The sequence below is a fragment of the Streptomyces sp. NPDC059524 genome (assembly GCF_042749255.1).
Taxonomy (GTDB): domain Bacteria; phylum Actinomycetota; class Actinomycetes; order Streptomycetales; family Streptomycetaceae; genus Streptomyces; species Streptomyces xanthii.
Window position 1 is genome coordinate 24,551 of record NZ_JBHYTK010000060.1, and the last position, 18,586, is coordinate 43,136.

The window sequence follows — 18,586 nt, forward strand, 5'->3', positions numbered from 1 at the left end:
CATCTCACCAAACAATCGGCGCCCGGCCCTATAACCCTCCATGCCCCGGGGTTGCACCGGGGGCTACCGCGACCACAGGAGTCGGTCTGCTCGGCTCCTTCGCCGGTGCCGCCATCGCAGCAGAACGCGTTTCGAAGATGATCTCCGAATACAGCAACCTCGTGAAGCAGTACGAGAACGTCCTGCTCGCGGTGACCGCCTCCGTGGCGGCCGGTGGAACGTTGACGCTCTGCATGGCGGACGAACTGCAGAGATTCCCCGTCGTCGGCCACGCCTACGACAACAAACTCGTCTAGCCGCGACGCACGGACCTGGAAAAGCACATGTACCTCAAAAACCTGGATGCCCGAACCCCTGAAGGCCGGGCGAACCGCTACCACCGGGCTTCGGTCGGACACATGACCCTGGTGGCGACCCTCATGGCGACAGCCGCGCCGATCACGGCCCTTCGAGAGGAATTCTCCCTGGGTCTCACCGGTATCGCGGCAGCCTGCGTGGCTGCCGCTCTCTACGGAATCCGGAGCCTGCGCAGTGACGAGTCCTGAACGAGTCGGCATGCACAGGGGAAACGCTGCCCGCACGGCCGAGCCGAGATGCGTGACACTCGCCGTCGAGGCGGATCCTCTGGACGAATACGCGTCCCTCGTCTGCCGCGCAGGCGACGACTGCAGTCACGGGCTCACCTATTTGGACAGCAACGCCCGCATCGGGTTCTCGGTTTCCGGGGATGCCTGGAATCTGGCCGTGGGCGACCACGCGGAAAAGGTCCGGCAGGCGACGGACGTGTTGAGCCGACTCGGCATGATTCTCCGTGACGCGGAGACGGAGCTGCGCACATCCGCGTCCTGGTACCGGACTGTGGATCCGCGCCGGGCGCGCGCACTGGACGCCGCGCGTTTCCAGGCCGGAACGGGCGCCCCGGTCATCCGGGCCGTGCCCGACGGAAGGGCCGATTTTCGCGACGTGCGAGATGCCTCGGTTCGACTCGAGAGGGCGAACGGCCGCACCGGACGCGGCCGTCGCGACGTCACCTGGATGGTGCACGACGCGCATGCGGGAACGCTGCTGAGCGCTGGCATTCCGTCGGAGCAGGCACACGAGGGGTTGAGACTGGCCTTCGAATTCGACGTCATCGGCACCGTTGCCGAATGGCTCACCGGTGACTGGCTCAAATACATCGAATGCGCCGATACATGGTTACGTCTGGGAGACCTGTGTGCCGACGTGGCGGAGAATCTGCGGCACGGAAATGAGGTGCTCGGGACTTCATGGCGGGGCAGCGCAGCGGATGCGGCGTGGACGCACTTCGAGCGGATCGCGGACCGACTGGAGACCGCCCGGGACGCGTTCCACTCCCAGAGTGAGCACTACGCAGAGGTCACGGAGGCTGTCTTCTCCTTCGCCGAGTTCGTGAACGGCGCCGTGTCGATGCTGTGTGAGGAGGCGGTCGAGGCGGCCTGCGCCGCCGCGGCCTCCCCCTCTGAAGTCGCGCCGGATCGGAAGGGTTCGTTCGACGCCACAGTCGCCCAACGGGTGGCCGCCATGGTCACCACCTACGACGCGATGGTTCAGCGGTACGAGTCCCTGATGCTCGACCTGACCACCCTGCTGACGGCCACCGGAACAGCCACCAGGGAGCGAACCGGAAGAAGGGCGCTGAGATGACCCTCTGACAAGGCGGCTGCCCCGCGCGGCGCGGCGGAGATCACGCCTTCGCCGCCACCCGCTCCGTCGTCGCGATCGTCGCCGAGCCCACCACGCGTGTGTCGTCGTACAGGACGATCGCCTGGCCGGGGGCGACGCCGCGGACCGGGGTGGTGAAGCGGACGTGGAGTTCGTCGGCGAGGAGTTCCGCCGTGACCTCGGTCTCGCCGCCGTGGGCGCGGAGTTGGGCCGTGTACGTGCCGGGGCCGGCCGGGGCCGCTCCGCACCAGCGGGGGCGCACGGCCGTGAGGGACGTGACGTCGAGGGAGGCGGCGGGGCCGACGGTCACCGTGTTGGTCACCGGGGAGATGTCCAGGACGTAGCGCGGCTTGCCGTCGGGGGCCGGGGTGCCGATGCGCAGGCCCTTGCGCTGGCCGATGGTGTAGCCGAAGGCGCCCTCGTGGGTGCCGAGCTTGGTGCCGGCCTCGTCGACGATGTCGCCCTCGGCCTTGCCGAGCCGGGAGGCCAGGAAGCCCTGGGTGTCGCCGTCGGCGATGAAGCAGATGTCGTGGGAGTCGGGCTTCTTGGCGACCGCGAGGCCGCGCCGCTCCGCCTCCGCGCGGATCTCCTCCTTGGTGGTGACCGTGTCGCCGAGCGGGAACATCGCGTGGGCGAGCTGGCGGTCGTCGAGGACGCCGAGCACGTAGGACTGGTCCTTGGCCATGTCGGAGGCGCGGTGCAGCTCACGCGTGCCGTCGGTGCCGACGAGGACCTTGGCGTAGTGCCCGGTGCACACCGCGTCGAAGCCGAGAGCCAGCGCCTTGTCGAGGAGCGCGGCGAACTTGATCTTCTCGTTGCAGCGCAGGCACGGGTTCGGCGTGCGGCCGGCCTCGTACTCGGCGATGAAGTCCTCGACGACGTCCTCGCGGAAGCGCTCGGCGAGGTCCCACACGTAGAAGGGGATGCCGATGACGTCGGCGGCGCGGCGCGCGTCGCGGGAGTCCTCGATGGTGCAACAGCCTCGGGCGCCGGTGCGGAAGGACTGCGGGTTCGCGGAGAGGGCGAGGTGGACGCCCGTCACGTCGTGGCCCGCCTCGGCGGCGCGGGCCGCGGCCACGGCGGAGTCCACGCCGCCGGACATGGCGGCGAGCACGCGGAGGGGGCGGTCCTTCTCGGGGACGGGGGGCTGCGGCGTCTGCGAAGTCATAGCCCTAACAGGGTACGGGCCCGTGGGAACCGAATGCCCCGGAGATCCGTTCTGGATCTCGTAGGGGGAAGAACGGGGGCGGTGTCGCGTGGGTGAGCGGGGTTCGGGCAAGGCGAAGGGCCGGGACGGGGACCGGGTCGTCAGCCGGCGTGCGCTGATCGTCGGAGGCGCGGCGACGGCGGTGGGCGTGGGGCTGCTCGCGCGGGGTGATCTGGCGCGGATGTGGTGGCAGGTCCCGGGGATCGACAAGCCGCGCAAGCCCGGTGAGGTGGACTTCAAGGGCGCGGAGTGGGTGGCGGCGGCCGCGGCGAACTGGCGGCGGGCGGACCGCCCGGCCGACTACACGATCGACCGGGTCGTCATCCATGTCACGCAGGGCAGCTACCAGGGCACGCTGAGGGTGTTCAAGGATCCGTGGCACGGCGCGGCCGCGCACTACGTGGTGCGCAAGGACGGGCACATCGCGCAGATGATCCGCGAGCTGGACGTCGCGTTCCACGCGGGGAACAGGGACTACAACCAGCGCAGTGTCGGCATCGAGCACGAGGGCTTCGTGGACCGCCCGCAGGATTTCACGGACGCGATGTACGAGGCCTCGGCGCGGCTGACCGCGGGGATCTGCAGACGGTACGGGATACCCGTGGACCGGGAGCACATCGTCGGGCACGTCGAGGTGCCGGGCACGGACCACACGGATCCGGGCCCGCACTGGGACTGGAAGCGGTACATGCGGCTGGTGCGGGCCGCCCACGAGCGGGCGGGCGCGGCGAAGGCCTGAGCCGGGCGGCTGGGCAGCCGGTCAGCCGGTCAGCCGGTCAGCACGGTTGCGGATCCGGCCCGCCAGGCCGGCCGGGGACCGGGGCCGGCGGGATTGGGGTTCAGCACCGGTCCGATATGACCGTCCGGCGTGGCCTCCCGGCTCGACCGAGTCCCGCCCGTCGCCCCGCGGAGCGGGTCAGGTGAGGTCAGGTCAGGCCCGCCGTGCGGGCACGTTCCACCGCGGGACCGATCGCCTTCGCGACCGCTTCGACGTCCGCCGCCGTCGACGTGTGGCCGAGGGAGAAGCGGAGGGTGCCGCGGGCGAGGTCGGGGTCGGTGCCGGTGGCCAGGAGGACGTGGCTGGGCTGGGCGACGCCGGCGGTGCAGGCGGAGCCGGTCGAGCACTCGATGCCCTGCGCGTCCAGGAGCAGCAGCAGCGAGTCGCCCTCGCAGCCGGGGAAGGTGAAGTGCGCGTTGGCGGGCAGCCGGCCGCCGGGCGCCGGGTCGCCGCCGAGGATCGTCTCGGGGACGGCGGCGCGGACGGCGTCGACGAGGGCGTCGCGCAGGCCGCCGATCTCGCGGGCGAACCAGTCGCGCTGTTCGGCGGCGATCCGCCCGGCGGTGGCGAACGCGGCGATGGCCGGCACGTCGAGGGTGCCGGAGCGCACGTGCCGCTCCTGGCCGCCGCCGTGGAGTACGGGGACGGGGGCGTACTCGCGGCCGAGGAGCAGCGCGCCGATGCCGTAGGGGCCGCCGACCTTGTGTCCGGAGACGGTCATGGCGGCGAGCCCGGAGGCGGCGAAGTCGACGGGGAGCTGACCGAAGGCCTGGACGGCGTCGGCATGCAGCGGCACGGCGAACTCGCGGGCGACGTCGGCGAGTTCGTGGACGGGCTGGACGGTGCCGATCTCGTTGTTGGCCCACATGACGGTGGCGAGGGCGACGTCGTCCGGATTGCGCTCGATGGCCTCGCGCAGCGCGGCGGCGTGGACGCGGCCGTGGGAGTCGACGGGGAGGTACTCGACCGTGGCGCCCTCGTGCTCGGCGAGCCAGTGCACGGCGTCGAGGACGGCGTGGTGTTCGACGGGGCTGGCGAGGACGCGGGTGCGGGCCGGGTCGGCGGCGCGGCGCGCCCAGTACAGGCCCTTGACGGCGAGGTTGTCGGCCTCGGTTCCGCCGGAGGTGAAGACGACCTCGCTGGGGCGGGCGCCGAGGGAGGCGGCGAGGGACTCGCGGGACTCCTCGACGGTGCGCCGGGCGCGGCGTCCCGCGGCGTGCAGGGACGAGGCGTTGCCGGTGACGGCGAGCTGGGCGGTCATCACCTCGACCGCCTCCGGAAGCATCGGAGTGGTCGCGGCGTGGTCGAGGTAAGCCATGGTGGCCACGATTCTACGAGTCCGCGGCCGGACCTCGGGAGCCGCGTGGGGTCCCGTCCCACGCGGGGCCCCGTCCGGGGGCGCGGGGTCAGCCCGCGATGCTCCAGGACAGGGTTCCGTCGGCGGCGATGAAGGACGCGAGGACGGCGAGGTCGGCGATGCCCAGCGTGAGGCCGAGGAGGGCGCGGCCGCGCCGTGCGGTGCCGCGGATCAGGGCGAGTCCGGCGAGGACGATGGCGATCGGGCCGAGGAAGATGTTGAGGACGAGCAGGCCGACGAGGCCCAGGACGAAGGAGGCGACGGCCATGCCGTCGGCGTCCCGGCGGCGCTCGGCCGCCTCCGCGCTCTCAGCGGCCTCGACGGTCTCAGCGGCCTCGGTGACCTCAATGGCCTCAGTGACCTCACCGGACTCGGCGACCGCACCGGTCTCGGTCTCGATCTCGGACTTCTGCTCTGCGGTGAGCTGCATTTTCGGTACCCCCTGTATGGATGGACGGGTGTCAGACCTGGTGACGGCGGCGGGTGTGGCGCTCGCGGACCGCGAAGACGATCAGCCAGACGGCGATCACGGCGGCGGCGACCAGGGTGAAGGAGAGCGGGGCGTGGGCCACGGTGCCGAGGGCGAAGCCCAGGAGCAGGAGGGCCGCTACGAGGAACAGCATGGAGAACCTCTCAGGTTTGGGTTACAACTGTTCACTGACTCTTGAGTCTAACTCTCCCACCGGGTTCCCAATTACGGAGAACAGTTGTTAACTGGATGACATGAGTCACACCCTCGGCATCCGGCAGGCCCAGAAGCAGAAGACACGGCAGGCGCTGCTCGACGCGGCGCTCGAGCTGCTGGCGGACCAGAGCCTGAGCAGCCTGGGCCTGCGCGAGGTCACGCGCGCGGTGGGCGTGGCCCCGACCGCGTTCTACCGGCACTTCGACAGCACGGCCGATCTCGGCGTCGCCCTGGTCGAGGAGGCGCTCGGCAGCCTGCACGCGATGATCCGCGACCAGCTGACGGCGACCTGGGACAGTGACGAACGGATCGCGCGCACCGTCGAGTTGATCGTCCGGCACGTCGCCGCGCACCCGGCGCACGTCCGCTTCCTCGCGCGCGAGCGGTTCGGCGGGGTGCAGCCCGTGCGGGAGGCGATCGGCGCGCAGCTCGCGCAGTTCGTCGACGAGGTGCGCGACGCGCTGGCCCTGGAGCCCGAGTCGGCCGGCTGGAACGAGGAGGACCTGTCGATGCTGGCGCGGCTCTACGTCGACCACATGATGCAGACGGCCGCCGAACTGCTCACCACGCCCCCCGAGGACCTCCCCCGCGTCGCGGATCTGGCCGAGCGTCAGCTGCGGCTGATCACCCTCGGCGGCCGCCACTGGCTCGACGGGGCCTGAGCCCGGTCAGGCCGGCTCACCCTCGCCGGCCTGGTACATCTGCGTGATCTCCGCCGCGCACCGCGCCAGTTCGGCCCGCACCTCCGGCGGTTCGACGACCTCCACGGCGGTGCCGAACGGGAGCAGGGTGCGGGCGGCACCCAGGACCCCGTAGGCGAGCCGGACCGTGATCCACTCGGCGTCGGTGTCGGGGTCGGGGTGGTCGAGCAGGGAGTTCGCGCACATGCGCAGGAAGAGGTCGTAGCGGCTGCGGTGGACGCGGGCGACGACCTCCAGGCCGCCGGGGCGCTGCTCGACGCGTTTCTTCAACACCGCCCATACATCGGCGAGTTCGACCCCTTTGCGGCGGCGCACCGGCGCGTCCGTGACCCGTGCCTCACGCATGCGGTCGGCGCGGAAGAGGCGGGGCACGCCCCGGCGGTCGGCGATCAGGTACCAGACGCCCGCCTTGGAGACGAGGCCGTACGGGTCGACGGTGTAGGTGCGGAGGGTCTCGGTGCCGCTGTGCCGGTAGCGGATCCGCAGGCGGCGCTCGGTGAACACGGCGTCCTGGAGCGCGCTGACGTCGACCTCGCGGTGCGGCGGGCCCATCCAGCGCGAGGACTCCACGAGGATGCGGCGACTGGTCAACTCGGCCGCGGGCCGGTGCGGTTCGGGCAGAGCCGCCATCACCTTGCGCAGCGCCGAGCCGAACGCCGCGTCGAGCCCGAGCGCGCTGTGGGCGCCCTGCGCAGCGAGGATGAACAGGGCGCGGGACTCGTCGGCGGTCAACCCGGTGACATCGGTGCGGTAGCCGGGCAGGAGCGCGATGCCGCCGTGCCGGCCGCGCTCGGCGAACACGGGCACACCGGCCGCGGAGAGGGCCTCGACGTCGCGGTAGATGGTGCGGACCGACACCTCCAGACGCTCGGCGAGTTCGGGGGCGGGGACCCGGCCGCGGGTCTGGAGCAGCAGGAGGATCGAGAGCAGGCGGTCGGACTTCACGCCCTCAGCGTCCCGCAGATCGGCCGGAAATGCTGACGGAACCTGTCAGGTAAGGCGGCCATTCTCCGGGTACTGCCGTTCCTGCCGAGGAGAGATCACCATGGACCCCCGTCCCGTTTTCGAACGCGCCACCGTCCAGGCCGCCCGGCTCGTCGCCGAGGTGAGGCCCGGACAGTACGAAGACCCCACGCCCTGTACGGAGTTCGACGTCCGTCGGCTCGTGTCCCATCTCATCGGCGCGACCCGGCGGTTCGCCGTGCTCGGCGAGGGCGGGGACGCGCTGGCCGTCGAGCCGTTCGCCGACGAGCTCGGGGACCAGGCCTTCGCGGCCGGCTACGAGGACGCGCGGCAGTCCGCGCTCAAGGCCTGGCAGGACGACGCCCGGCTCGACGACGAGGTCACCGTGCCGTGGGGCAGGGTGCCGGGCCGGGCGGCGGTCGCCGGGTACGTCATGGAGACGGTGGCGCACTCGTGGGACCTGTGGGACGCGCTGGGCCGGCCGGGCACGCTCGACCCGGAGCTCGCCGCGATCGCGCTCGGCACCGCCCGGCAGGTCCTGCCGGATGGCCCCCGGGGTCCCCAGGCCCCGTTCGCCGACGTCACGCCGGTGCCGGAGGGCTCGGGACCGTACGGCGAGCTCGCGGCCTGGCTGGGCCGCGAGCCGGTGGACGTACGGAACCGGGGCTAGGTCGTGTCCGCAAAGTCCCGTCGTCGCCCGAAGGGCGGCCGGGCGGCGTCTGGTGCGTGCTCTCGGCGTGCCGGGCGCAAGGCCTCGTACTGGATGTACTTGGCCTTACGCCCGGTGCGGCGAGAGTGCGTGCCGGGCGTCGACCGGCTGGGGGCACCTCCCAGCGTTAGCTGGGGGAGGGACTTTGCGGACACGGCCTAGGACGCGGCGGGCCTGGTCCGAAGGAGAGGCCCAGGCCCGGCGAGTCCTAGCCGAGGCGGACGCGGGCGAGTTGGCGGGACTGGGCCACCAGGCGGTCGGCCGAGTCCCAGACCTCCGCGTCCTCCTCCAGGAAGCCGCCCGCCAGGTTGCGGGTGGTGATGGAGACGCGCAGCGGGCCGGGCGCCGGGCGGGTGCGCACGTGCACCGTCAGCTCGACGGTCGGCACCCAGCCCTTGAGGCCCATCTCGAAGGCGGTCGGCGGCAGCGCGTCCACCGCGAGGAGCAGCGACAGCGGGTCCGCGTCGCGGCCGTCGGCGAGCCCGAACCAGGCCCGCATCTCGCCCTTGCCGGAGGGTGCGCCGAGCGCCCAGCCGAGAGTGGACGGGTCGAGCTTGAGGTCGAGCCGTCCGGTGATCGCGGAACTGCCCGGCACCGGCGGGGCGCCCTCGGGGGCGTCCCCCGCGCCGAAGCACTGGTCGATCGGCGGGAGGGCGGGCGGGGTGGCGGTGGTGCGCACGTCGTCGGGGAGGGCGTCGAGGTCGCCGTAGGAGGCGAGCACGCGGATGCGCTCGACCTCGGTGCCGTCCTCGGCGTACTGGAAGAGGGAGGCCGTACCGGTGGAGAGCGTGCGGCCGGTGCGGACGGTCTCGGTCCGGATCACGGCGGGGCCGGGCGTCGACGCGGTCAGGTAGTGCGCCGAGACCGTGAAGGGGTCGGCGTGCGGCAGCGCGTCCGCGAGGGCGCGGCCGAGCACCGCGAGGAGATAGCCGCCGTTCACGGCGTTGATGATCGTCCAGCCGGCGGAGAGGTCGATGTCGTAGACACCGGGCTCGCGCCGGGTGACCGCGGTGTCGCGGTCGAACTCGCTGTCACCGATGCGCGCCGGAACCGTGCGCTCCTGCGTGGATACTGCGTCTGCCATACCGGCAACGTACAACAGGAACTTACTAAGCGGTAGCTTTCATAGGTGAAGCCTTCGTTACACCGCCTCGTCAGACGACCTCGTCGGTCACCTCGGTCGTCGACGACCTGCGGTTCCAGGCGCGGGGCGCGCGCCAGTGGTAGCGCATGGCGAGCAGCCGCAGCACGAACGCGGTGACGACCGCGACGCCGCTCGTGACGCTGGTCAGGGCGTCGTAGCGGATGCAGAGGACGACGATGATCGTGCCGACCATGGCGGGCACGGCGTACAGGTCGCGGTCCCAGCGGACCAGCGACGGCACCTCGTTGGCGATGATGTCGCGCAGCACACCGCCGCCGACGGCGGTGGCCACGCCCAGGGCGGCGGACGAGGTGAGGCCGAGGCCGTAGTCGTACGCCTTCGTCGTGCCGGTGACGCAGAACAGGCCGAGGCCCGCCGCGTCGAAGACGTTCACGGCGGTCTGGGTGCGCTCCACCTCGGGGTGCAGGAAGAAGACCAGCGCGGCGGCGATCAGCGGGGTGATGAAGTAGCCCAGGTCGGTGAACGCGGCCGGGGGCACGGCCCCGATGATCAGGTCGCGGAACAGTCCGCCGCCCAGCGCGGTGACCTCGGCGAGTACGGCGATGCCGAAGACGTCCCAGTTCTTGCGGACGGCCATCAGGGCGCCCGAGATGGCGAAGACGAAGATGCCGACGAGGTCGAGCCAATGCTGGACGGACGGGGTGAACAGTTCCTGGATCACGCGACATTCTTACCTGTCACGCCGGAGTGATCGCCTCCGGTACCCACGGGACGGGCCGGGGCGGTCGCCGCGTACGGCGTCCACCCCGGCCCGGACCGGTTCTGGCTACTTCTTCTCGGCGTCCGAGTCGGCCTCGGCAGCCTTCTCCGGAGCCTCCGACTTGGCCTCGGGCTCGGCAGCCTCGGGCTCCGCCTCGGCGGAAGCCTCGCCGGCCGGCTCCTCGGCCGGCTCCTCGGCCGCCTCCGGAACCGAAGGCGCCTCCGGCTCCGGGTCCGCCGGGGCCGGGACCGTCACCACGTCGATCGCCTCCTTGGCGACCGAGAGCAGCTTGGTGTCCTCGGGCGCCTGGTCCTCGGCGTTCTCCGGGTGGTGGCAGGCCACCTGGTGCCCGGTGGCGAGCTGGAGCAGCGGCGGCTCCTTGACCGCGCAGATCTCCGTCGCCTTCCAGCAGCGCGTGTGGAAGCGGCAGCCGGAGGGCGGCGAGATCGGCGAGGGCACGTCGCCGCGCAGCAGGATCCGCTCGCTCTTGGCGCCGCGCCGCTTCGGGTCGGGCACCGGCACGGCGGACAGCAGCGCCTTGGTGTACGGGTGCATCGGCGTCTTGTACAGGTCGTCGCGGTCGGCGAGCTCGACGATCTTGCCGAGGTACATCACCGCGATCCGGTCCGAGACGTGCCGGATGACCGAGAGGTCGTGCGCGATGATCACGTACGTGAGGCCGAGCTCCTCCTGCAGGTCGTCGAGGAGGTTGACGACCTGGGCCTGGATGGAGACGTCCAGGGCGGAGACGGGCTCGTCCGCGACGACGAGCTTCGGGTTCAGGGCCAGCGCGCGGGCGATGCCGATGCGCTGGCGCTGACCGCCGGAGAACTCGTGCGGGTAGCGGTTGTAGTGCTCGGGGTTGAGGCCGACGACCTCCAGGAGCCGCTGGACCTCCTTCTTGATGCCGCCCTCGGGCTTGACGCCCTGCAGCTTGAAGGGGGCGCCGACGATCGTGCCGATCGTGTGGCGCGGGTTCAGCGACGAGTACGGGTCCTGGAAGACCATCTGCACGTCACGGCGGAGCGGGCGCATGCCGCCGACGCCGAGGTGCGTGATGTCGTGGCCCTCGAACTCGACCTTGCCGCCGGTCGGTTCGAGCAGCCGCGTGATCAGCCGGCCCATCGTCGACTTGCCGCAGCCGGACTCGCCCACGACGCCGAGCGTCTCGCCGGAGCGGACCTCGAAGTCGATGCCGTCGACGGCGTGCACGGCGCCCACCTGGCGCTGCAGCAGCCCCTTGCGGATCGGGAAGTGCTTCTGCAGCCCGGTCACCTTGAGCAGGACCTCGCCGGGGGCGACGTCCTTCTTGGTGCCCTTCTTGGACTGCGTGGCCGTCTTGGTGCCGCCATCGCTCTGCGCAGGAATGCTCACTGCCGCGTCCTTGGAGTTCTCGGTCACAGCTTCGGCGCAATCTCTTCGGTCCAGATACGCTCCCGCTGCTCCTGGCTCATGTGGCAGGCGGCCCAGTGCTGGGAGCCGACCTCGGTCAGCTCCGGACGGACCGTACGGGTGACGTCGTCCTTCGGGATGTCGGCGTACGGGCAGCGCGGGTTGAAGGCGCAGCCGGACGGGACGTTGATCAGCGACGGCGGGGAGCCCTTGACCGGGATCAGCCGCTCCTGCTGGTCGCGGTCGAGCCGCGGCATCGAGCCGAGCAGGCCCCAGGTGTAGGGGTGCCGGGGCTCCTCGAACACCTTGAGCGCGGGGCCGCGCTCGACGCAGCGGCCGCCGTACATGACGAGGATGTCGTCGGCGAGTTCGGCGACGACGCCCAGGTCGTGGGTGATGACGATGACCGCGGAGCCGAACTCCTTCTGCAGGTCGCGGATCAGGTCCAGGATCTGCGCCTGGACCGTCACGTCGAGCGCCGTGGTGGGCTCGTCGGCGATGAGCAGCTCGGGGTTGTTGACCAGCGACATCGCGATCATCGCGCGCTGGCGCATACCGCCGGAGAACTCGTGCGGGTAGTTGTCGACCCGCTTGTCCGGCTGCGGGATGCCCACGCGGTCGAGCATCTCGACCGCGCGCCGCTTGGCCGTCTTCTTGTCGACGTCGTGGTGGATCCGGTACGCCTCCACGATCTGCTGCCCGATCGTGTAGTACGGGTGCAGCGCGGAGAGCGGGTCCTGGAAGATCATCGCCATGTCCCGGCCGCGCAGCTTGCGCACGTGGTCGGGGTCGGCGGACAGCAGCTCGGTGCCGTCCAGCCAGATCTCGCCGGATATCTGCGCCTTGCGCTTGCCGTACTGGCCGGCGGTGTGCAGGCCCATGATGCCGAGCGAGGTGACCGACTTGCCGGAGCCGGACTCGCCGACGATGCCGAGGGTGCGGCCCTTCTCCAGCTTGAAGGAGAGCCCGTCCACCGACTTGACGATGCCGTCGTCGGTCGGGAAGTGCACCTTGAGGTCGCGCACTTCCAGGAACGAGGTGGGCGCCGGCGAGCCGGTGTTCACCGGCTCGCTCACGGCGGCGCCGCTCTTGCTGATTCCGGTCATGCGAGCCTCACTCGGGGGTCGATCACGGCGTACAGGATGTCCACCACGAGGTTGGCGAGGAGTACCGCCAGGGAGGTGATGAGGGTGACGCCCAGGATGATGGGCAGGTCCTGCGTGCGGATGGCGTCGAGGACGGCTCGGCCGAGGCCGGGCAGGTTGAACGTCGACTCCGTGAGGATCGCGCCGCCGATCAGGGCGCCGAGGTCCATGCCGAGCATCGTGAGGATGGGCGTCATCGTGGAGCGCATGGCGTGCTTGCCGATGACGACCTGCTCCTTGAGACCCTTCGCGCGGGCGGTGCGGATGTAGTCCTCGCCGAGGATCTCCAGCATGGTGGCGCGGGTGATCCGGGCGTACATCGCCGCGTACAGGAAGGCGAGCGTGATCCAGGGCAGGATCATGCCGCCCAGGTAGCCGCCGACACTGTCGGTGAAGGGGACGTACTGGGCGTCGATCCAGTCCAGCCCGAACGCGAAGATCGCGAGGCTGAGCAGACCGGTGAAGTAGATCGGGAGGGAGACGCCGGCGAGGGCGATGACCATCGCGCCGCGGTCCCAGAGGCTGCCGCGCTTGAGCGCCGACAGGACACCCGCCGCCAGACCGAAGATCAGCCACAGGACGGCCGCGCCGAGCGCCAGGCCCAGGGTGACCGGGAAGCGGTCGGTGAGGACCGGCCAGACGGCCTGCTCGGTACGGAAGGAGTAGCCGAAGCAAGGGGCGGCGCACTGGGTGACGTCACCGCCGCCGGAGTAGGTGCGGCCGACGAATATGCCCTTGAAGAACTCCCAGACCTGCAAGTAGATCGGGTCGCCGAGCCGAAGCTTCTCCCGCACTCCCTCGATGGCGGCCGGGTCGGCCTGCTTGCCCACGAAGTTCAGTGCGATGTCAGCGCCCGCCCACTTGGGGACGAGGAAGAAGATGCAGAAGACCACCATGACGATGACCACGAGCATCACTGCGGCGGCGAACAACCGCCTGAGGAGATAAGCGAGCACAGCTCTCGGCCCGCCGCGGACCGCGGGCCACCGGATTGTGTCCAGTGGCCCGCGATACCGCCGCGCCGGCCTTCACCTGCCTTTCGTGCCGTTCGGCGGGTGTGCCGGTATCAGTTGCCGGACTTCAGACCGAGGTTGACGAAGTCGTACATGCCGCTGTAGCCGTCGGACGTGTAGACGTTCGCCAGGCGAGAAGAACGGAAGTTGATGAACTTCTCGAAGACGAAGGGCAGGTAGTAGCCGCCCTCCATCACCTTGTGGTTGATCTCCGTGGAGATCGTGGCCTTCTCGGCGTCGTCGAGCGTCTTGACGTACTTGTCGAAGAGGCCGTCGATCGACTTGTCCTTGATGAGCGCGTAGTTGTTGTTACCGCTCGACAGGATGTACTTGCTGTCCCACAGCGGCATGCCGTAGCCCTGGACGGTGGGGAAGTCCGGACCCCAGCCCATGATGATGATGCCGTAGTTCTTCTTCTTCACGTTCGAAGGCGAACCGATGACGCTGCTGCTCTGCGAGCCGTCGTACTGGTCGATCTCGGTCTTGATGCCGATCTTCTTCAGCGACGCCTGCAGGGACTGGGCCGTGGCCACCTCGACGGGCTTGTTGTTGCGCACCGCGATCGTGGTGGAGAAGCCGTTCGGCTTGCCGCAGGCCTTGAGCTCTTCCTTGGCCTTGGCGACGTTGCCCTTCTTGTCCGCACCGGCCGCGTTGTACGGGTCGTACTTCTGACCCTCGGCACCGGCGACGGACGGCGGGAGCATGTTGGTGCCGATGTCGCCACCCGCGAGCGGGCCGCCACGGGCGGTCTGCAGCGACTCGTGGTCGGCACCGATGATCACGGCCTTGCGGCAGTGGATGTTGTCGAACGGCTTGACGCTCTGCGGGAAGGCCGCGTAGCGGACGTAGCCGGAGACCGGGTTGTCCAGGTTGCCCTTGTGCTGCTTCAGGGCGGTGGTGCGGCCCTGCGGCGACATGCCGGTCTGGTTCGCGTCCAGGTCCAGGTCACCGTTGAGCAGACGCTGGTCGAGCTGGTTGGCGTCCGAGAAGAACTGGATCGTGATCTTGTTCGGGTACGCCTTGCGGATCGGGTCCGAGGACTGCTTCCACTTGTCGTTGCGCACCAGGGTCAGGTTCTTGCCCGGGCTGTACGACTCGAACTTGTACGGGCCCGAGGAGAACGGGTGCAGACCGTACTTGGCCTTGGTGTCCTTGTCCTGGCGGACCGGGGACGCCGAGGTCAGCGCGAGCATCTCCTCGAAGTCGGAGTTGGCCTCCGGCAGCTTGAAGATGATGGTCTTCTCGTCCGGCGTCTCGATCGCCTTGAGGCCGAGCTTGTCCTTGGCCTTGTCCTTGTACGGACCCTTGTACTCGCCCTTGGGGTCGAGCACGTCCTTCAGGTAGACCGGGCCGCCGGACAGGACGTCCTGCGCCCAGACGCGCTCGATGCCGTACTTGATGTCCTGGGACGTGATCGGCTTGCCGTCCTCCCAGGTCAGGCCGTCACGCAGGGTGTACTCGTAGGTCTTGCCGTCGTCGGAGACCTTGGCGAGACCGGTGGCGAGGTCGGGGGTGACCTCGGCGCCCGCCTTGCCCGGCTCGGTCTTGTTGGTGACGAGCTGACGGCTGTAGTAGCGCGAGAAGTTCCACATGAAGCCGTAGTAGCCGCGCGTGGTGTCCCACGAGTCGGCGTCCTGGGCGCTGCCGAACTTCAGCGTGCCGCCCTTCTTGGCGGCGGAGGCCTGGGCGACCTTGTTGTTGGCCGCGTCGTAGCCGGCAGCGCCGTTCTTCGAGCCGCCGTTGCCGTTGTCGGAGCCGCCGCCGCACGCCGCCGTGGTCAGCAGCGCCGCGACCGCGGCGGCAGCGGCTACAGCCTGCTTGCGCCGCCCTGAGGTGCGTTGGGTAGTCACGATCGAGCATCCTCCGGAGTTGATGAGAGAGACCCGTGTACGAGCCACGGGACGTTTGAGGTACGGCAGTTCAGCGGGACGCCTTCGGGTCCAGCGCGTCCCGCACGCCGTCGCCGAAGAGGTTGAAGGCCAGGACCGTGATGAAGATCGCCACACCGGGGACGATCATGTACATCGGGTCCGACTCGTAGTACTCGACCGCGCTCGAGAGCATCTGCCCCCACGAGGAGGTGGGCGGCTTGACGCCGACACCCAGGAAGCTCAGCGCCGCCTCGGTCAGGATGTTCGTCGGGATCATCATCGTGGTGTAGACGATGATCGGCGCGACCAGGTTGGGCATCAGTTCCTTGAAGAGGATGTAGAGCCGTCCGGCGCCCAGCGAGCGGGCGGCCTCGACGTACTCGCGCTCCCTCATCGAAAGGGTCTGACCACGGACCACACGTCCGATGTACGGCCATCCGAAGAAGCCGATGACGAGGATCATCACGAAGACCCGGACGCTCGAACCGGTCAGCCCCAGCAGGTGGTTGGGCATCACCGCGACCAGGGCGATCGTGAAGAGCAGCTGCGGGAAGGCCAGCAGGCCGTCCATGATCCGGCTGATCAGCGAGTCGACCCAGCCGCCGAAGAAGCCGGCCAGGATGCCGAGGACCGTGCCGAGGACGACCGCGACCAGGGCGGACAGGAAGCCGACCAGGAGCGAGACACGGGCACCGAAGATGATGCGGGCGAAGATGTCGCGGCCGTTGACTGGCTCGACGCCCAGCAGGTGCTCCCCGCTCATGCCGCCGAGCGAACCCCGGGGGGTGCCGAACAGCGGGTCGATCAGGTCCTCGTGATACGCGTCCGGGTCCTGGCCCACGAGGTGCGCGATCAGCGGCGCGAACAAGGCGACCAGGATGAGGACCAGCACGACGACACCGCCGGTGAGGGCCAGCTTGTCCCGCTTGAGGCGCTCCCAGGCGATCCGGCCCAGCGAACGTCCCTGGACCTTCTTGGTACCGGTACTCGCTGCCGCCGCCTCTTCGGCCGCGCTGGGGGCCGCCTCGGCGGTCGGCTCATGCAGTGGTGCCGTCATCAGGCAAGGACCCCTCTCAACCGGCGGTAGCCGGCCCGCACTTGCCGCTGTAGCGGCGTGATCAGTCCGTCGTACAAAGAGGCGAAGCCCCTAGGAGAGGGAGTGTTCAACCTGTGCGTGATCTGTTGCCAGACCTGTCGGCGAAAGGATGCCTAACCGTGATGCTGCCTAGGGGGTTCCGTTATCCGAACAGCAGTGAACGGGGTCCGGACGCGGGGCAGTTGGGGCGGAAGTGACGCCAGAGCGGACAATGCACCCAGATCACGAAATCGCCGCTCTACGGCAGAAGCCGTCCCGGAGCGGTGATCGATCAGTAGGAGGCGCCGTACGGCGGCGGGTAGCCGTAGCCGCCACCGCCGGCGGGAGCCGCGGGCGCGGCGTGGGCCTCGCGGTCGTAGAACGGCCGCGCGTTCGCCCGCAGCCACAGCGCGACCGGGTCGTACTCGTCGGACATCGCGACGGTGGAGACCGGCAGGCCCTCGGGCACCGCCGTGATCGACTGCTGCATCATCCCGCGCACCGCGTCCACCGAGGCCGGGGACGTGTCGTAGACGTCGAGACCGATGGCGAGGTACGGGGCGCCGAGCGCGGGCTGGACCCAGGCGCGGCGCAGGGAGCGGATCGCGGTCGTGCGGTGCGCGTTCTGCGCGAGGACCGCGTAGAACTGCGGGAGCTCGATCGACGGGTCGGACAGACGCAGCGGGCCCGCGGGCTGCCGGTCCAGGCCGCCCGCGATGCGCCGCAGGTCGAGCCAGGGGATGCCGACCCCGCCGCCGGGCGCGTGCGGATTCAGCCACAGGCCGTAGTGGTCGGGGTACAGGGTGCGGGCCGCGTCGACGCCGCCGACCACCTCGTAGGCCCGCGACCAGCCGGAGGCGGAGAGCTCCTGGGCGGAGGTGACGCAGGGGGCGTACGAGAAGCCGTCGACCTCCATGTTCCCGTACTGGGCGTCGGGGGAACCGGCCTGGCCGTGCCAGAGCAGCATCCAGACCTGGCCGGACGCCGGGTCGGCGAGCGCCTGCAGGAGCGCCTCGTACGCGTCGAAGCGCCCCGGGGTCACCTGGCGCAGCATGTGCTCGACCTGTCCGGCCGCGGCCGTGCCCGACGCACTCACCCGTAACCGCCCCTTCGTGAACGTCCGTGTTCCGCTTCTACCGCTTCGACCGGAGGGCGGCGCGCCGTCCGGTCAGGTCATGAAACCAGCTTAAGCGGCGTTCCTGACACCGACTTGACGGACGGCGTCATCCTTCCCGCACATAGAACGGGCGTACGTGCGTCCGCATCCAGTCGGCGACCGGGTCCTGGGTCACGTCGAGGAAGACCAGATTGACCGGCCAGGCCAGCGGGGCGCGGCCCAGCGCGCGGCCCAGCGCGTCCAGCGGGACGTCCCGGGCGCTGCCCTCCCACTGGCTCAGTTCGACGCCGACGAACAGGGACGGGGCGGCGTCCTCGACCGTGGCCAGGCAGCGACGGGCGCTGAGCACGGTGCCGGCGGCCTCGAACTCCTCCCGGACCGCGGTCAGGAAGTCCACGGGGTCGTCCTGCCAGTCCGGCTCGGACAGCACGACGCGGCCGCCGGTCGAGGGGCCGTCCAGCGGGGTGCGGCCGCTGCGGGCCAGCTCCGCGACGGCGGGCGGGGGCAGCGGCAGGCCGACCGCGCCGTCCGGATTCAGGACGATGCCCGCCTGGGGCGGCAGGCCGCGGGCGAACTCGGCGGCCGGGGCCACGGTGCAGTCCATCCGGCCGCCCGTGACCTGCATGAACTGCTGCTCGGAGGTGAAGACCGGGACGAAGGCCTGACCCTGGATCTCCAGGGTGGGCAGGTCGAGGTCGCGGCTCGCCGTGGTGCCGCCCTTGGGGAGCGGGATCCATATGTGGCTGCGGCCCAGCACCTCGACGATGCGCGGCCCCGTGACCTCGCCGGGCTGACCCACCGCCGCGGCGAGCGCCTCCTCCAGCTCGTTCGCCGGCCAGCCGGTCCCTGCGGGGTGCTCTCGGCCCGGTTCCTGCTGGTCCGGGATCTCGGGGTGCTCCATCGCTGCGCCTTACCTCTGCCTACATGTCGTGCCGCCGCGCAGACGATATCCCGTGCCGGCCCGGTGGGGGCTGGTCGCGCAGTTCCCCGCGCCCCTGAAATGCAGGCGCTGCGCGCCGCATTTC

Annotated in this window: 19 protein-coding genes; 5 read left to right on the top strand and 14 right to left on the bottom strand. The window is 70.3% G+C overall.

What is annotated here, in order from left to right; translation table 11 throughout:
* Positions 1-137: 137 nt before the first annotated feature.
* Together ACFW9D_RS18690 and ACFW9D_RS18695 are read left to right on the top strand one after the other, a co-directional pair.
* Positions 138-296 carry a hypothetical protein gene (locus ACFW9D_RS18690; RefSeq protein WP_384623198.1) on the top strand — a complete coding sequence of 53 codons (159 nt, stop codon included), beginning with the start codon at positions 138-140 and terminating at the stop codon, positions 294-296.
* 301 nt (positions 297-597) lie between these two features.
* The gene (locus ACFW9D_RS18695; RefSeq protein ID WP_384623200.1) at positions 598-1,665 is read left to right on the top strand and encodes a hypothetical protein; all 1,068 of its coding nucleotides are present in this window, start codon (positions 598-600) and stop codon (positions 1,663-1,665) included.
* A 40-nt stretch (positions 1,666-1,705) separates the two neighbouring features.
* On the opposite strand, the gene mnmA is transcribed toward ACFW9D_RS18695, so the two are convergent.
* Positions 1,706-2,851 carry a tRNA 2-thiouridine(34) synthase MnmA gene (gene mnmA, locus ACFW9D_RS18700; protein WP_384623201.1) on the bottom strand — a complete coding sequence of 382 codons (1,146 nt, stop codon included), beginning with the start codon at positions 2,849-2,851 and terminating at the stop codon, positions 1,706-1,708.
* Between the two features lie 88 nt (positions 2,852-2,939).
* On the opposite strand from mnmA, the gene ACFW9D_RS18705 reads away from it, so the two are divergent.
* Positions 2,940-3,629, top strand: a complete 690-nt coding sequence (locus tag ACFW9D_RS18705) for an N-acetylmuramoyl-L-alanine amidase (RefSeq protein WP_384623203.1) — start codon at positions 2,940-2,942, stop codon at positions 3,627-3,629.
* Positions 3,630-3,816: 187 nt separating this feature from the next.
* Here the strand turns inward: ACFW9D_RS18705 and ACFW9D_RS18710 are convergent, their stop codons facing one another.
* From ACFW9D_RS18710 to ACFW9D_RS18720, 3 genes are all read right to left on the bottom strand, one after another.
* Positions 3,817-4,986 carry a cysteine desulfurase family protein gene (locus tag ACFW9D_RS18710; RefSeq protein WP_384623204.1) on the bottom strand — a complete coding sequence of 390 codons (1,170 nt, stop codon included), beginning with the start codon at positions 4,984-4,986 and terminating at the stop codon, positions 3,817-3,819.
* 88 nt (positions 4,987-5,074) lie between these two features.
* Positions 5,075-5,293, bottom strand: a complete 219-nt coding sequence (locus ACFW9D_RS18715) for a DUF4190 domain-containing protein (protein ID WP_384623225.1) — start codon at positions 5,291-5,293, stop codon at positions 5,075-5,077.
* Positions 5,294-5,486: 193 nt separating this feature from the next.
* Positions 5,487-5,648: a hypothetical protein gene (locus ACFW9D_RS18720; protein ID WP_384623205.1), complete on the bottom strand. Its 162-nt coding sequence runs from the start codon at positions 5,646-5,648 to the stop codon at positions 5,487-5,489.
* Between the two features lie 100 nt (positions 5,649-5,748).
* On the opposite strand from ACFW9D_RS18720, the gene ACFW9D_RS18725 reads away from it, so the two are divergent.
* Entirely contained in the window at positions 5,749-6,372 is a 624-nt protein-coding gene (locus ACFW9D_RS18725; protein WP_384623206.1) for a TetR family transcriptional regulator, read from the top strand.
* 6 nt (positions 6,373-6,378) lie between these two features.
* Here ACFW9D_RS18725 and ACFW9D_RS18730 read toward each other — a convergent pair whose 3' ends face one another.
* Entirely contained in the window at positions 6,379-7,356 is a 978-nt protein-coding gene (locus ACFW9D_RS18730) for a helix-turn-helix transcriptional regulator (protein WP_384623208.1), read from the bottom strand.
* Positions 7,357-7,456: 100 nt separating this feature from the next.
* Between ACFW9D_RS18730 and ACFW9D_RS18735 the strand changes: the two genes are divergently transcribed.
* Entirely contained in the window at positions 7,457-8,044 is a 588-nt protein-coding gene (locus ACFW9D_RS18735) for a TIGR03086 family metal-binding protein (protein ID WP_384623210.1), read from the top strand.
* Between the two features lie 247 nt (positions 8,045-8,291).
* Here the strand turns inward: ACFW9D_RS18735 and ACFW9D_RS18740 are convergent, their stop codons facing one another.
* The 9 genes from ACFW9D_RS18740 to ACFW9D_RS18780 all read right to left on the bottom strand — a co-directional run bounded on the left by ACFW9D_RS18740 (position 8,292) and on the right by ACFW9D_RS18780 (position 18,462).
* Positions 8,292-9,167: a thioesterase family protein gene (locus tag ACFW9D_RS18740; RefSeq protein WP_188336741.1), complete on the bottom strand. Its 876-nt coding sequence runs from the start codon at positions 9,165-9,167 to the stop codon at positions 8,292-8,294.
* A gap of 70 nt (positions 9,168-9,237) precedes the next feature.
* On the bottom strand, positions 9,238-9,909 hold the full coding sequence (locus ACFW9D_RS18745) for a trimeric intracellular cation channel family protein (RefSeq protein WP_188336742.1): 672 nt from the start codon (positions 9,907-9,909) through the stop codon (positions 9,238-9,240).
* Between the two features lie 105 nt (positions 9,910-10,014).
* Complete coding sequence (locus ACFW9D_RS18750; protein ID WP_384623212.1) at positions 10,015-11,322, bottom strand: ABC transporter ATP-binding protein; 1,308 nt, start codon at positions 11,320-11,322, stop codon at positions 10,015-10,017.
* Positions 11,323-11,345: 23 nt separating this feature from the next.
* Positions 11,346-12,446, bottom strand: coding sequence for an ABC transporter ATP-binding protein (locus tag ACFW9D_RS18755; protein WP_384623214.1), 1,101 nt, complete (start codon positions 12,444-12,446; stop codon positions 11,346-11,348).
* A complete protein-coding gene (locus ACFW9D_RS18760) occupies positions 12,443-13,441 on the bottom strand; it encodes an ABC transporter permease (protein WP_188336745.1) in 999 nt (332 codons plus the stop codon). Before ACFW9D_RS18760 ends, ACFW9D_RS18755 begins: the two co-directional genes overlap by 4 nt.
* A gap of 110 nt (positions 13,442-13,551) precedes the next feature.
* The gene (locus ACFW9D_RS18765; protein WP_384623216.1) at positions 13,552-15,348 is read right to left on the bottom strand and encodes an ABC transporter substrate-binding protein; all 1,797 of its coding nucleotides are present in this window, start codon (positions 15,346-15,348) and stop codon (positions 13,552-13,554) included.
* A gap of 70 nt (positions 15,349-15,418) precedes the next feature.
* Positions 15,419-16,426, bottom strand: a complete 1,008-nt coding sequence (locus tag ACFW9D_RS18770; RefSeq protein ID WP_188336747.1) for an ABC transporter permease — start codon at positions 16,424-16,426, stop codon at positions 15,419-15,421.
* Positions 16,427-16,736: 310 nt separating this feature from the next.
* On the bottom strand, positions 16,737-17,540 hold the full coding sequence (locus ACFW9D_RS18775; RefSeq protein ID WP_188336748.1) for an enhanced serine sensitivity protein SseB C-terminal domain-containing protein: 804 nt from the start codon (positions 17,538-17,540) through the stop codon (positions 16,737-16,739).
* A gap of 127 nt (positions 17,541-17,667) precedes the next feature.
* A complete protein-coding gene (locus tag ACFW9D_RS18780; RefSeq protein WP_384623218.1) occupies positions 17,668-18,462 on the bottom strand; it encodes an enhanced serine sensitivity protein SseB in 795 nt (264 codons plus the stop codon).
* Between the last annotated feature and the right edge of the window lie 124 nt (positions 18,463-18,586).